This is a genomic window from Rhizobacter sp. LjRoot28 (genome assembly GCF_964253025.1).
In the GTDB taxonomy this organism is placed as follows: Bacteria; Pseudomonadota; Gammaproteobacteria; order Burkholderiales; family Burkholderiaceae_C; genus Rhizobacter.
Genome location: NZ_CAXUQC020000001.1, coordinates 653,124 through 666,209 on the forward strand (window position 1 = coordinate 653,124; position 13,086 = coordinate 666,209).

The window sequence follows — 13,086 nt, forward strand, 5'->3', positions numbered from 1 at the left end:
CGGTGCCGCCCGCAGGGTGCGGGCCGGACCGCGAATTATGGCAAGACGCGCTTGTACGTCGGGCCCCACAACGGATGGCCCTGCTCGGAGCGGCTGAGCGCGAAGGAAGGATCCGCCTTGCGGGCATCGCGGAAGGCAGCCTCGCAGCGCGTGGCTCGGTTGCTGGTGCAGTAGATGAAAGCCAGGTGCTTGTGGGCCGCCGCGGCATCGCGCGGCGAGACCAGGCCGGCTTGCAAGGCGGCGCCCAGTTGCTTCTCGGACTCGGCGTACTGGCCGTCCTCGTAGGCGCGAATGCCGGCGAGCAGCGCTTTCTCGGCGGGGCGGCTCGTGACGTCGAGCAGGCCGACGGGAACTTCCGGCGGCTGCGCGCAGCCGCCAGCGAGCAGGAGCACCGCGAACGACAGGGCAGACGACAGGGCTTTGATCATGATCCGAAGCGGTGTTTGACGTTGACGGGTTGGCCGCCGACGACATTGATGGTGGCGGTGAACGGGGGGAACTCGTCGTTGCGGATGGTCACCGTGTGGCGGCCTTCCGACAAGGTGATTTCGTTCAGGGGCGGGGTGGTGCCCACCGGCTTGCCATCGACCTCGACCTGGCCCCACGGGCTGACCGCGAGGCGGATGGTGCCGCTGGCGACGGCCTGCGGCGCGGGAGTGGCGGCCGCCCGTTCGGCGCGTTCACGCGCCTCGCGCGCTCGACGCTCCTTGCGGGTTTCCTTCGGTGCCTGGGCCACCGTGGGCGCGACAGGCGCGCCAGCGACGGTCGGCGGCGGGGGCGCTTGCGGCGGTGCGGGCGGTGGAGCCACTTCGGTGATGGCGGAGGCAGCGGCCTCGGCCGGGGGCACCGCCGATGCGGCGAGCGATGCCTCGGACATCGGCACGGTGACCGCTTCGGGCGCAGGGGCGGGAGCAACGGCCGGGGCAGGCGGCGCTGCGGCGGCAACCTCGGAAGCCGGCGTGGACACGGCCGTGGCGGCGACGGCGTCCTGCCCCTCGGACCCGCCGGAGGCAATGGCCCACCATGCCACACCGGCCAGCGCCAGGGCAGCGATGCCGCCGGCGGCCCAGACGAGGCGGCGGCGGTCGGGGCCCGCGGCCTCCACGGCCTCGGCTTCCTGCTGGGGATGTTCCTCCAGCCAATGGCGCAGTTCGCGCGACAGCGACCGTGCCGAACTGAAGCGATCGTCGCGGTTCTTCTGCATGGCACGTGCAGCGATCTCGGACAGCGCCTTCGGCACGTTCGGATCGATCTCGTGGGCCAAGGGGGGCTCGTGCTTGAGCACGGCCGTCGTGATTTCGGACAGCGTGCTGCCGCGGAAGGGGCGCAGGTCGGTCAGCAACTCGTACAGCACGACGCCGAGCGAGAAGACGTCGGTGCGCCGGTCGACCGGCTCCTGACGGATCTGCTCGGGCGACATGTAGTACGGCGAGCCGCCGACGATGTCACCGTCGCCATGGGCGTCATGGTGATGGGCGACCCGCGCGATGCCGAAGTCGAGCACCCGCGGCTGCGTGCGCCCGACCATGAAGATGTTGGCCGGCTTGATGTCGCGGTGGACGACACCCTTGGAGTGGGCGTAGGCCAGGGCATCGGCCACCCGCCGGATGACGAGTGCGGCCTGCGTCGGCGTGGGGCGCCAGCCCTCCAGGCGGAGCTGGCGCAGGTCGCGGCCGCGCAGCAGTTCCATCGCGATGTAGGGGCCTTGTTCGCTCACGCCGGCGTCGAACACCGTGACGATGTGCGGGTGGCTCAGGCCACCGGCCGCCCGGGCCTCGTTCAGGAACAGGGTGTTGAAGGAATCGCGCTCCTCGGCCGAGATCTCGAGGTTCAGCGTCTTGATGGCGATGAGCCGCGACAGCAGGGGATCGTGCGCCGCGTAGACGCGGCCGAGGCCGCCTTCGCCGATCTGGTACTTGAGGGCGTAGCGGCCGATGTGGCCGATGGTGGAGAGCTGGTCGGTGGCGACCACGGCCTTCTGCGGGACGTCGGCACGCGGGCGCGCCGGCTCTTCGGCGGGATCTTCGGGCAGACGGGCGCTCATCGCCATGGCCCCGCCTGCGCCGGCGAGCCCGCCCGCAGGCTTGCTCGCGCCGACAGACAAGCCCAGGTCGGTGTCACTCCACGGACGCGAGTCCGGGGAGGGCGACGAATCGGTCGCGGCGGGCAGGGGCGGTTCGGACTCGGGACCAGACATGGGCGACAAGAGGGCGTGGCCGGACGACCACCACGGAACAAGCTTAGTGCAATGTGCCGGGCGCTTGGCTCGAAAAAGCACCGGGTTCGGGAATTTCGTAACACACCGACACCAAACGTGGCGGCCTGAGGATGGGGCGCCACAGGACCGTGCGGCAGGTCACGCGGCGGCGTGACGCCACGGGCTGGCCGCGACCGCACATCATCCAACGCCGGGCAGCGCAAACAGGCTGCGCGTCGACTGGCGATCAGCGCGTGCAGTCGTTCGGCGGGGGCCAGCGCGTCTGCCTCAGAACGCGGGCAAGCCACCTGCGCGGTTGCGGCACGGGTGAGCGTCGGTCCACCTCGGCCGTTCGAGCGGACACGGCTCACGATCTGGCTGTGCCGCGCGCCGGAGGGCCATCCGCAGTGTCGCCGTGCAGGGATCGTCCGCACTTGGCGGACCGGCCGCCGCGGGCAGCTCAGCGCCGCGAGGCGCGGAACGCTTCGACCTCGACCGGGCGCAGTTCCACCGCCGCCTTGTCGAGCACGCCGTTCACGTACTTGTGGCCGTCGGTGCCACCGAAGCTCTTCGCCAGTTCGACGGCCTCGTTGATCGCCACCTTGTACGGGACGTCGATGCAGTGCTTGAGTTCGTAGGCGCCGATCATCAACACGCCGTGCTCGATGGGCGACAGCAGGTTGGTCTGCCGGTCGACGTGTCGCTTGAGGACGTTGTCCAGGTCGCTTGCCTCGGCGATGCAACCATGCAGCAGGGCCTCGAAGTGCGCAGGGTCGCACTTCTCGAACCCTTCCTGCTCGCGCATGTGGGCGTCGACCACGGCGGCCTCGGCACCCGAGATGAGCCATTCGTACAGGCCTTGCAGCGCGACCTCGCGCGAACGCCGGCGAGCCGACTTCGGGGCCGAGCCCTTGCCACCCGGGCGGGACGCCGGGGTCTTCTTCTTCGGGGTGTCGGTCACGAGAGGTCTTCCAGCAGATTGGCCATCTCGACGGCCACGCGGGCGGCATCCCGCCCCTTTTCCTCGACGCGGGCGAGCGCCTGCGCTTCGTTCTCCACGGTCAGGATGGCGTTGGCCACCGGGACCTGATGGTCGAGCGCGACACGGGTGACCCCGCTGCCGCTTTCGTTCGACACGAGTTCGAAGTGGTAGGTCTCGCCGCGGATGATGCAGCCGAGCGCGATCAGCGCGTCGAAACGACCGCTCTCGGCCATGGCGTTGAGCGCGAGCGGAACTTCGAGGGCGCCCGGCACCGTCACGTGCCGAATGTGCTTGGCGGCCACGCCGAGCGTGGTCAGTTCGTCGATGCACATGGCCGCCAGGCGGCCGGTCAGCTCGGCGTTGAAGCGGGCCTGCACGATGCCGATGCGCAGGTCGGTTCCATCCAGATCGGTGGCCTGGCCCTTGTCAGCAGCTTGCATGGGTGGATTCCTCGTTGAAATGGGAGCAGTGGAGCGGGACGGACAAGCGGCTCATTCGGCTGCTTCGAAGCCGGTGACCTCGAGGCCGAAGCCGGTCATGCTGGGCATGCGGCGCGGGCTGCCCAGCAGCTTCATGCGCGTGACGCCGAGCTCGCGCAGGATCTGCGCGCCCACGCCGTAGGTGCGCAGGTCGAGCTGACCGCGCGTCGGTGCCGCGGGCTGATCGAGGGCCTGCAGGCGAGGCAGCAGCGTCTTCACGTCGTCGCCGCAGTTCAGCAGCACCGCCACGCCCCGGCCCGAGGCTTGTAACGCGGCCAGCGCCTTGGGCAGCGGCCACGAGTGACCGCAGGCGCCGGCGTCGAGCAGGTCCATCACGGACAGGGGCTCGTGCACCCGCACCAGGACTTCATCGTCGGTGGCCACGATGCCGTGGCTCAGGGCCAGGTGAAGGCCGCCGGTGCGGTCGCGGAAGGCGACGCAGTCGAACTCGCCCTGCGCCGTCTGCAGGCGGCGCTGGCTCAGGCGTTCGATCAGGGATTCATTGCGGCTGCGGTAGCCGATCAGGTCGGCGATGGTGCCGATCTTGAGCCCGTGCTCCCTGGCGAAGATCTCGAGGTCGGGCAGGCGCGCCATCGTGCCGTCGTCCTTCATGATCTCGCAGATGACGGAGGTGGGGCTCAGGCCGGCCATGGCCGCCAGGTCGCAGCCGGCTTCGGTGTGGCCGGCGCGCATCAGCACGCCGCCATCCTGTGCCTGCAGCGGAAAGATGTGGCCGGGCTGGACCAGGTCGCTCGGCTGGGCGTCGCGGGCCACGGCGGCCTGGACGGTGCGGGCCCGGTCGGCCGCGGAGATGCCGGTGGTCACGCCGGTGGCCGCCTCGATCGACACCGTGAAGGCCGTGCCGTGCTGGGTGCCGTTGCGACGCGTCATGGGCTGCAGCTGCAGGCGTTCGCAGCGCTCGCGCGGCAGCGTCAGGCAGATGAGGCCGCGGCCGAAGCGGGCCATGAAGTTGATGGCCTCGGGCGTGACATGGTCTGCGGCAAGGACGAGATCGCCCTCGTTTTCACGGTCTTCCTCGTCGACGAGGATGACCATGCGGCCAGCCGCCATGTCGGCGACGAGTTCGGGAATCGGAGAGATGGGCATCCCGCGATTGTAGGCGGGCGCCCCGGCCCGGCGGGGCCGCCGGATGCCGCCGGTGTGGGGGATTCGACGACTCCTTGCGCCCGTCGGACTTCGCCACGCGGGCCGGTCAACCGATGGTCACGCCCTTCTGCAGCATGCGTTCCACGTAGCGGGCGATCTGGTCGATCTCGAGGTTGACCGGATGACCGGCGGCGAGACGGCCGAGCGTGGTGTGCTCGAGGGTGTGCGGGATCAGGTTGATGCTGAATTCACAGCCGCTGGCCCGGTCTTCGACGCGGTTCACGGTCAGGCTGACGCCGTTGACGGTGATGGAGCCCTTGTAGACCAGGAAGCGGGCCAGCTCGGCAGGGGCCTCGATGCGCAGTTCCCAGGACTCACCCACCGGGGCGAAATGCGTGACGCTGCCAAGTCCGTCCACATGGCCGCTCACCATGTGCCCGCCCAGGCGGTCGTTGGCCCGCAGGGCCTTTTCGAGGTTCACCGGGCCGGGGCGGTTGAGGCCGGCGGTGCGAGCCAGGCTTTCCGCGGAGACGTCGATCGTGAAGCGGGCGACGCCGGCGTCGAAGCTCGTGACCGTCATGCAGGCGCCGTTGAGCGCGATGCTGTCGCCGAGCTGCACGTCGTCGAGGTAGCCGGCGGGAGCCTGGACGGTGAGGCGTTTGCCATGCGACGGGTCGGCGCCCAGCGGGGCGACGTCGGTGATCTGGCCGAGGCCGGTGATGATGCCTGTGAACATGGTCTTGAACGAAGGGGCGGGAAAGCCAGGGGCGGTGGAGCGCGGTGCAACGGCGCCGGTCAGGGACGGGCGAGCAGCCGGAGGTCGGCGCCCACCCGGGCCACGTCGTGGAACTGTAGCGCGACCGCGTCGTCGAGGGTTTCGAGGGGGCCGAAGCCGGCCAGGTCCCGGCCGCGGCCGATGAGCTTCGGGGCCATGTAGACGAGGTATTCGTCGACCAGGCGCTGCGCGGCGAACGCGCCGCTCACGGTACGGCCCGCTTCGACATGCAGCTCGTTCACCCCTCGCCGGGCGAGTTCGGCCAAGGCGGCCGGGAGGTCGATGCGGCCGTCGGCTCCGCCCATCGCCAGCACGTCGGCGCCGCGCGCGCGCAAGGCGTCGGCACGTTTGCCGTCGGGTTCGGCGGCGCTGAGGACGAGGACGCTGCCCGGCGCATCCAGGATGCGGGCGGTCGGTGACAGGGTGAGCCGGCTGTCCAGCACCACGCGCAAGGGTTGCCGGGGCGTGGGCACGAGGCGCACATCGAGTCGGGGGTCATCGTCCCGCACGGTGCCGATGCCGGTGAGCACGGCGCCGGCCCGGCGCCGCCAGGCATGGCCGTCGGTGCGGGCCGCCTCGCCGGTAATCCATTGGCTGAGGCCGTTCTCCAGCGCCGACCGCCCGTCGAGCGAGACGGCCGCCTTCAGCCGCACCCAGGGGCGACCGCGCTGCATGCGCGAGAAGAAACCGATGTTGAGTTCGCGCGAACCCTGCTCACCGAGGCCGACTTCGACCTGGATGCCTGCAGCGCGCAGCCGCGCCGTGCCGCGGCCGCTGACCAGCTCGTTGGGGTCCTGGACGGCAGCCACGACGCGGGCCAGGCCCGCCGCGACGAGGGCGTCGCAGCAGGGCGGCGTGCGGCCGTGGTGGGAGCACGGCTCCAGCGTCACGTAGGCCGTGGCGCCGCGCACGTCTGCGCCGCGTGCGGCCGCGTCGCGCAGCGCCATGATCTCGGCATGCGGCCCACCGGCCTGCTGGGTGAAACCTTCACCCAGCACGCGCCCATCGGACGATGTGATCACGCAGCCAACGCGCGGATTCGGCTCGCTGAGGGCGATGGCGCCTTCGGCCAGCGCCAGGGCGCGGGCCATGTGGGTCTGGTCGGCTGGCGTGAACGGCCGGGGCAGGGTGGTTGCAGGCATCAGGGCAAGGGCGGCGGTGTCATGTCGGCGATGCGCCATTGTGCGGCTGCGGACGGGTGACGGGCGGGGTTGTGCCGAACCGGTGCGGCCGGTTCGTGGGGATCCGGCCGTGAAAGGTCGACTGACCTGGAGCGGCGTGATTCACATCTTGCCGGTGAGCCGGGGGCTGCGCCCGGCCGGTGTTGTTCATCCGACGCAGGGGCGGCCTGAGCGTGTGCAGCCTGCAGTGACCGCGAGGTGGTCGCCACCGGCGCCGGCCCTCATCGACCCGCCACGGGCACCGGCTCCGGTTGCCCGATCGGGCTCCCGACGCCGGGTTCGGCCGCCGCCCAGGTCGCGGCGGCGCCGTGCACCGGCAAGCTCCCGTCGACCAGCGTGTCGAGTGCAACGCGTTGCCGCTGCCCGGCGGCGTCCTCCCACTCGACCGCGACCGATGCCGCCTTGAGGCGAACGCCCGCCAGCAGGCTCGTGCGGCGGCGGACGGTGAAGGTGGCGGTGCGGCCGTCGACGGTGTGGGCGGCCTCCTCCTCCCTTGAGAACACCGGCGCATCCGGCAGGTCGGCCACCGGTTCGAGCGCGACGAATGTCCGCTGCCATTCGAGCGCCTCTCGGGCCAGTTGGGTGGCTTCACTGCGCTCACGCGCCAACCCGGTCTCGGCCCGGGCGAGCGCCTGCCAGCGCAGGGCGGCGAGCAGTGCGAAGGCCAGCAGCCCGGCGGCCACCAGTGCCTCCAGCAGGCTGGCGCCACGGAGCCGGTGCCGCTTCGGCCGCCACGGTTGCAGGCGCTGCGGTTTTCGGCGAATCACGGAAAGTCCTTCCAGCTGCCGGGGACGCGAACGAAGGTGCCGACGCCGGCCAGGCGGGCAAGGGTCGCCGGATCGTGCCGCACCTGGGTAGTGCCGGCGCCCAGGCCGTGCAGGGAGCCCTCGGCGACGACGGCGCCGACCACCTCGGCTCCGGCTTCGTCACGCCAGGTGCTGCCCGTGGTGTAGACGAGCCCGTGGACGCGCACCGGTGCGAGCAGCTCGACGGGCCCGTTTGAAACCAGCAGCAGCGGTTGTTCGGGCGTGCCCAGCGTCGCAGCCCGCGACAGGTGCAAGCCGCCTTCGAGCCAGATCATCTGGAAGCCCTCGGCCGGGGCGGTTGCGTTCGACAGGGAGGTGTCACAGGCGGCGTGGCAATCGATCCGCCGCACGGTGGGCAGCGCTTGCCATTCGGCATGGCCCAGCCGCATGCGCTGCGCGAAACGGTGTGCCGGTCGAGGGGCCATCAGGGTGGCGTCGGACTGGCGACGCGTTGCGGCGGTGGACGTGCCGGGGGCGGGGCGTACAAGCAGCGCGGGTGCGTGAACCGGGCCGCCGGTGTGCAGCGCCAGGCCGCCCTGGGGAGGCGCCGCGGCGGCCAGTTCCCAGCGGGCCGCGCCGAGCGTCAGGCCGCCGTGCACCGTGAGGGCCGCGGTCGGGGGGTGGGCGAGCGCCGGCAGGTGGGCCAGCAGCAGGGCCCGGTGCGCGCGTGCCTCCGGCGTGCGGTTCAGCAAGGGTGAGGGAGCGGGCGAGGGCGGTACGGATTGGTCGGGGTCACCCCCTGGTGCGGCTCCGGGCCCGGGGAATGCCTCGGCGATGGGGTCGGCGGCGAGGCAATCGTCGTCAGCGTGGCTGCACCCCTGGACGGTGAGCGACATGATTCCTGGGGCGGGGTGCGGCGCCAGCCGGATGCGGAAGCCTGGTGACACGTCATTGCCCGGGATGGGGTCAAGCGCTGCCAGATCGCCGCCTGGACACGCGCACTGCCAGGCTCCATCGTGGACCCGGCAGGCCGGCTGAAGCGCCGGGGAGGGCGACGGCCAGTGAGGATCCGCCGCGGAGGCGCCCGGGTCGGGCGGCGCACCGGCATGCGTGTCCCGGAAGCGGTGCCCGGCCGCTGCGCCGGTGGGCTCGCAGCGGGCGTCCAGCGGCTGGGGGGCGTTGAGGCGCGCAAGCGCCCAGTCCAGGCCGGCCTCGGCCGCTTCGCCGGCACGGGCCGATTGGAGTTCACGTGCGGCCAGGCGTTGCGCCACGAGCAGGTTCGCATGGGCGAACGCGGCGATGAGGGCCAGGAGGAAGGCTGCGACCAGCACAATCGGCAGGACCGCGCCGCGGACGGTTCGGCGCCGGCCGTTCCGGACAACCTCGACACGATCCGGCCGCGCACCGGCCGCGCGGCAAACCGACGCGGGGCAAGACAGCGCCGCGGCGCGCCAGGATGGGCCGGCGTCTGCGAGCGGCGTCATGACGAACATTCCCCCGAAACGGTGTCGTTGCGCAGCCGGAGGTACTGCTGAAGGCGACGGGTGAGCGAGGCGTCGCCGACCGAGTGCGCGGCCAGCTGCAAGGAGACCGTACGCAGCTGCAATCGAGGTGGACAGGCGCGGGTCGCGGCATCGCACTCGACGGCGCAGCGGTGGGCGAGCGGGATCTCGTGGACCACGGGTTGGATCTGCAGTGCGGTGACGCGCAGCGCGGACGGGTCGGTGAGCGCCTGCCAGCGCCCTTGGCCGAGCTGCATGTCGACCCGGCCGTCCCTCAGGCGAAAGCCGAAGTGCTCGTTCGCGGCAGCCCACCCATCGGGCGCTGCGGCGTCGCCTTCCGGCACGGCGGCGGGGCCGTCGGTCGCCGGGGTTGAGTAGGTGAAGCTGACTTGCTCCGGTGAGTCGAAGCTCAGCGCGTGTGGGTTGGGTCGGGTCGCCGCGCCGGGCTGCCACACCGCTTCGGCGGCGCCGCGCCAATGGTGGGCACGGCGCAGATGGCGCGCCATCAGTTCCGCGGTGGCGGCGAGTTCGTGAGTCAGGCGCGCATCGAGCAGCAGCCGGCGCGTGCTGCCGACCTGCTGCGCCAGCGCGCCGATCGCTGCGGCCGCGACGACCAGCCCGACCGCCAGACCCACCATCAGCTCGACGATGGACAAGCCGCGTTGACGATGCAGCGCTTTCATGTCGGCCAGCACCGGCGTGCCGTCGGCGCCGGCGCAAGGGAGGCGAGGTCGTGGCCCGCCAGCCATTGCAGGGCGCCTTCGGATTGGCGCAGCCCGATGATCCTGCAGCCGGCATCGGACTGCTGGGCGCCCAGTGCCTCGGCGCGCAGTTCGTAGCCGGTGGTCGATGCCGCGTGCACGCTGAGGCGGTAGTGCCCGTTCGCCGAGGTGCCGGGTGCCGCCAGTTCGGCAGCCGAGGCATAGCCGCGATGATCGGCGCGCCATCGTTCCTGGGCCTGCTGGAGCTGCATCAGGGCGTTGTGCGCATCGGTTCGCCGCCCCTTCAGCCACTGGGCGCGGAAGCTGGGATAGGCCAGCGCCACGAGGATGGACAGCACCGCCATGACGATGACGAGTTCGGCGACGGTGAACCCACGAGCCGGATGGGGGATGCGGCTCAGCATGCGGCGTAGCCCGATGCAAGCGCGCCGGGCGAGCAGCTGCGGACGCGTCCCATGACATTCACGACGTGGTGCACGCTGCGGCCGCCGAAGGCCGTGAGCTTCAGCGTGCCGGCCGGCGTGCAGGTGCCGAGCTGGGGATCGAAGCGCAGGGAAGCCGCGGGCGCACTCAACTGCAGACGGCCTTCGGCCGGGAGCTGCACGGTCTCGAGCGGTACCGATTCCGCGGAGCATCCTGCCGCGCACGTGCAAGCAGAACGCGGGCCGGTGTGGACGATGTAGCAGCTGCCACCGGCACCGTCGTCGAAGACCGACAACTGGACCGCCTCGTTGCGCCCGAGCGCTTCGAACCGGGCCTGCTGGAGGTGGGCGGCCAGGCGACGGGCGGCGCCGTCCAGGCGGTGGCCCTCGATGATCGATTGCATGGCGGGCCATGCCAGCGTGGCGAGCAGCGCCGTGATCACCAGCACCACGGCGGCCTCCACCACGGTGAAGCCGGCGGGAAGACGCGTGCCGAGCCGGGTGAGGTACATGCCGCCAGAGGGCACGCGTGGGGCTGCGCCGTTCAGCGCACGCCCGGAGGCGCCGGGTGATCCACGGCAAGGAAGGGACGGACTGCGCGGCACGGACATCGGAACCCTCGGCTGAAGCGATGCCTGCACTCTAGGCAGCACCGCCTCGCTGCCGGTCGAGCCGTGCAGCGGCAAAGGGCTTCGTCGCAAAGGGGGTTGCGGATGACCGGCTTATGCGCGGCTGTTAATGCCCTGCCCGACCGGTGCGGACGCACCGCAATCGAGCGGGAGAGGCCATGGACCGGGCCGAAGGCGAGCGAACGCGGCAGCGAGGCGACCGAACGAATGCGCCGGGGCTCCGACGCGAGCTGCTGCGGTGACGGAGCACAAGGGGAAGGGCGGCGTGCGCCACCATGGCCCGCCGCCCGCTCTTCAGGCCCGGGCCGGCCCGGGAGGCGTGGCTGTCCGGGCACCGCGGCGACGCAGCGAATGGCGCAACCCGGCGTGCCGGGACTCAGATGTCCCGAATCAGCTGGCGGAACTCGTCGACGTCTTCGAAGCTGCGGTAGACGGAAGCGAAGCGGACGTACGCCACCTTGTCGATGCGCTTGAGTTCGCGCATGACCAGTTCGCCGAGGCGGGTGGACGCCACTTCCTTGGCGCCGCTCGTCAGCAGCTTCTCCTGGATGCGCTCCATGGCCGCGTCGATCTGCTCGACGCTCACGGGCCGCTTGCGCAATGCGAGCGTCATCGAGGCCCGGATCTTGGACGGGTCGAACTCGGCGCGCGTGCCGTCCTTCTTCACCACATGGGGAAGGGCGATTTCCGCGCGTTCGTAGGTGGTGAAGCGCTTGTCGCAGCTTTGGCAACGGCGACGCCGGCGAACGACATCGCCTTCGTCGGATTCACGCGTCTCGACGACCTGGGTTTCGTCGTGGCTGCAGAAGGGGCAACGCATGATGTGCTCGTGAAGGCCGGTGGCTGCGCGATGCGGCCACCGGCGAGCCGGTCAGCGGTAGACCGGGAAGTCGCGCGTGAGGGCGGCGACCTTGTCGCGGACAGCGGCCAGGTTCGCTTCGTCGTGCGGGTTGTCGAGCACGTCGGCGATCAGGTTCGCGGTGGCGCGAGCCTGCTCTTCCTTGAAGCCACGCGTCGTGAAGGCCGGTGAGCCGAGGCGGATGCCGCTCGTGATCATGGGCTTCTGCGGGTCGTTCGGAATGCCGTTCTTGTTGCAGGTCATGTGGGCCTGGCCGAGGATGGCTTCGGCCTCCTTGCCCGTGAGGCCCTTGGGACGCAGGTCGACCAGCATCACGTGGCTTTCGGTGCGGCCGCTGACGATGCGCAGGCCGCGGGCGGTCAGCGTCTCGGCAAGCGCCGCCGCGTTCTTCACCACCTGCTGCTGGTAGGTCTTGAACTCGGGCGAGAGGGCTTCCTTGAAGGCCACGGCCTTGCCGGCGATGACGTGCATCAGCGGGCCGCCCTGGATGCCGGGGAAGATCGCGCTGTTGATCTGCTTGGCGACGTGATCCTTCATCAGGATGATGCCGCCGCGCGGGCCCCGCAGGCTCTTGTGGGTGGTGGAGGTGACCACGTCGGCATGGGGCACCGGGTTCGGGTAGACGCCCGCGGCGATGAGGCCGGCGTAGTGCGCCATGTCGACCATGAAGTACGCGCCGATGGCCTTGGCCACCTTGGCGAAGCGCTCGAAGTCGATGCGCAGGCTGTAGGCGGAGGCGCCCGCGATGATCAGCTTGGGCTTGTGCTCGTGGGCCAGGCGCTCCATCGCGTCGTAGTCGATGGCCTCATTGGCGTCGAGCCCGTAGCTCACCACCTTGAACCACTTGCCGCTCATGTTGAGGGGCATGCCGTGGGTCAGGTGGCCGCCTTCAGCGAGGCTCATGCCCATGATGGTGTCGCCGGGCTGCAGCAGGCCGAAGAAGACAGCCTGGTTGGCTTGCGAGCCGGAGTTCGGCTGCACGTTGGCGTGCTCGGCGCCGAAGATCTGCTTCAGGCGGTCGATCGCGAGCTGCTCGACGATGTCGACGTACTCGCAGCCACCGTAGTAGCGCTTGCCCGGGTAGCCTTCGGCGTACTTGTTGGTGAGCTGGCTGCCCTGCGCGGCCATGACCGCCGGAGAGGTGTAGTTCTCCGAGGCGATCAGTTCGATGTGGTCTTCCTGTCGCTGGTTCTCTTGCAGGACGGCGGCCCAGATCTCGGGGTCGACGTTGGCGAGGGTGGATTGGGAACGGTCGAACATGGTGTGGCAGTCCTCTTGGAAAGAAGTCCCGGGTGGAGGGCGAGACGCAACGCATGCGCACGCAATCACAGGGCTGCCCAGGCGAACGGCTGACACGGCCGGGACAGCTCCCTGACCGCCTGCGCTCCCCGGTGGTTCACCACCTCAGGCGGGCGGCCGCAAGGCCGCTGCACCCCATCGCCAGTTGCGCAGAGCCGCCAGTGTACCAAGAGGTGCCCGAAGGCA

General features: G+C 70.8%; 14 protein-coding genes and 1 riboswitch. All 14 genes read right to left on the reverse strand.

What is annotated here, in order from left to right:
• Positions 1–35: 35 nt before the first annotated feature.
• The 14 genes from ACSQ2F_RS03125 to glyA all read right to left on the reverse strand — a co-directional run bounded on the left by ACSQ2F_RS03125 (position 36) and on the right by glyA (position 12,861).
• On the reverse strand, positions 36–428 hold the full coding sequence (locus ACSQ2F_RS03125) for a TssQ family T6SS-associated lipoprotein (protein ID WP_436019672.1): 393 nt from the start codon (positions 426–428) through the stop codon (positions 36–38).
• Positions 425–2,197 (reverse strand): serine/threonine-protein kinase, encoded by a 1,773-nt coding sequence (locus ACSQ2F_RS03130; protein ID WP_436019674.1) that lies wholly within the window; start codon positions 2,195–2,197, stop codon positions 425–427. The genes ACSQ2F_RS03125 and ACSQ2F_RS03130 overlap by 4 nt, the downstream gene beginning before the upstream one ends.
• Positions 2,198–2,657: 460 nt before the next feature.
• Positions 2,658–3,158 carry a transcription antitermination factor NusB gene (gene nusB / locus ACSQ2F_RS03135; protein WP_436019676.1) on the reverse strand — a complete coding sequence of 167 codons (501 nt, stop codon included), beginning with the start codon at positions 3,156–3,158 and terminating at the stop codon, positions 2,658–2,660.
• Complete coding sequence (gene ribH / locus ACSQ2F_RS03140) at positions 3,155–3,619, reverse strand: 6,7-dimethyl-8-ribityllumazine synthase (RefSeq protein WP_436019678.1); 465 nt, start codon at positions 3,617–3,619, stop codon at positions 3,155–3,157. Before ribH ends, nusB begins: the two co-directional genes overlap by 4 nt.
• Before the next feature lie 51 nt (positions 3,620–3,670).
• Positions 3,671–4,765 carry a bifunctional 3,4-dihydroxy-2-butanone-4-phosphate synthase/GTP cyclohydrolase II gene (gene ribBA, locus ACSQ2F_RS03145; RefSeq protein ID WP_436019680.1) on the reverse strand — a complete coding sequence of 365 codons (1,095 nt, stop codon included), beginning with the start codon at positions 4,763–4,765 and terminating at the stop codon, positions 3,671–3,673.
• Between the two features lie 106 nt (positions 4,766–4,871).
• Positions 4,872–5,501, reverse strand: a complete 630-nt coding sequence (locus ACSQ2F_RS03150; protein ID WP_436019682.1) for a riboflavin synthase — start codon at positions 5,499–5,501, stop codon at positions 4,872–4,874.
• Between the two features lie 59 nt (positions 5,502–5,560).
• A complete protein-coding gene (ribD, locus tag ACSQ2F_RS03155) occupies positions 5,561–6,682 on the reverse strand; it encodes a bifunctional diaminohydroxyphosphoribosylaminopyrimidine deaminase/5-amino-6-(5-phosphoribosylamino)uracil reductase RibD (protein ID WP_436019684.1) in 1,122 nt (373 codons plus the stop codon).
• 260 nt (positions 6,683–6,942) lie between these two features.
• Positions 6,943–7,488 (reverse strand): hypothetical protein, encoded by a 546-nt coding sequence (locus ACSQ2F_RS03160; RefSeq protein ID WP_436019686.1) that lies wholly within the window; start codon positions 7,486–7,488, stop codon positions 6,943–6,945.
• Positions 7,485–8,798 carry a hypothetical protein gene (locus tag ACSQ2F_RS03165; RefSeq protein ID WP_436019688.1) on the reverse strand — a complete coding sequence of 438 codons (1,314 nt, stop codon included), beginning with the start codon at positions 8,796–8,798 and terminating at the stop codon, positions 7,485–7,487. Before ACSQ2F_RS03165 ends, ACSQ2F_RS03160 begins: the two co-directional genes overlap by 4 nt.
• Positions 8,799–8,947: 149 nt before the next feature.
• On the reverse strand, positions 8,948–9,652 hold the full coding sequence (locus ACSQ2F_RS03170) for a prepilin-type N-terminal cleavage/methylation domain-containing protein (protein ID WP_436019690.1): 705 nt from the start codon (positions 9,650–9,652) through the stop codon (positions 8,948–8,950).
• On the reverse strand, positions 9,649–10,095 hold the full coding sequence (locus tag ACSQ2F_RS03175) for a type IV pilin protein (RefSeq protein ID WP_436019692.1): 447 nt from the start codon (positions 10,093–10,095) through the stop codon (positions 9,649–9,651). The genes ACSQ2F_RS03170 and ACSQ2F_RS03175 overlap by 4 nt, the downstream gene beginning before the upstream one ends.
• Positions 10,089–10,625, reverse strand: a complete 537-nt coding sequence (locus tag ACSQ2F_RS03180; RefSeq protein WP_436019694.1) for a GspH/FimT family pseudopilin — start codon at positions 10,623–10,625, stop codon at positions 10,089–10,091. The genes ACSQ2F_RS03175 and ACSQ2F_RS03180 overlap by 7 nt, the downstream gene beginning before the upstream one ends.
• A gap of 493 nt (positions 10,626–11,118) precedes the next feature.
• Positions 11,119–11,562 (reverse strand): transcriptional regulator NrdR, encoded by a 444-nt coding sequence (nrdR, locus tag ACSQ2F_RS03185; RefSeq protein ID WP_436019696.1) that lies wholly within the window; start codon positions 11,560–11,562, stop codon positions 11,119–11,121.
• 51 nt (positions 11,563–11,613) lie between these two features.
• Positions 11,614–12,861, reverse strand: a complete 1,248-nt coding sequence (glyA, locus tag ACSQ2F_RS03190) for a serine hydroxymethyltransferase (RefSeq protein WP_436019698.1) — start codon at positions 12,859–12,861, stop codon at positions 11,614–11,616.
• Positions 12,862–12,929: 68 nt separating this feature from the next.
• Positions 12,930–13,059, reverse strand: a riboswitch (ZMP/ZTP riboswitch).
• Between the last annotated feature and the right edge of the window lie 27 nt (positions 13,060–13,086).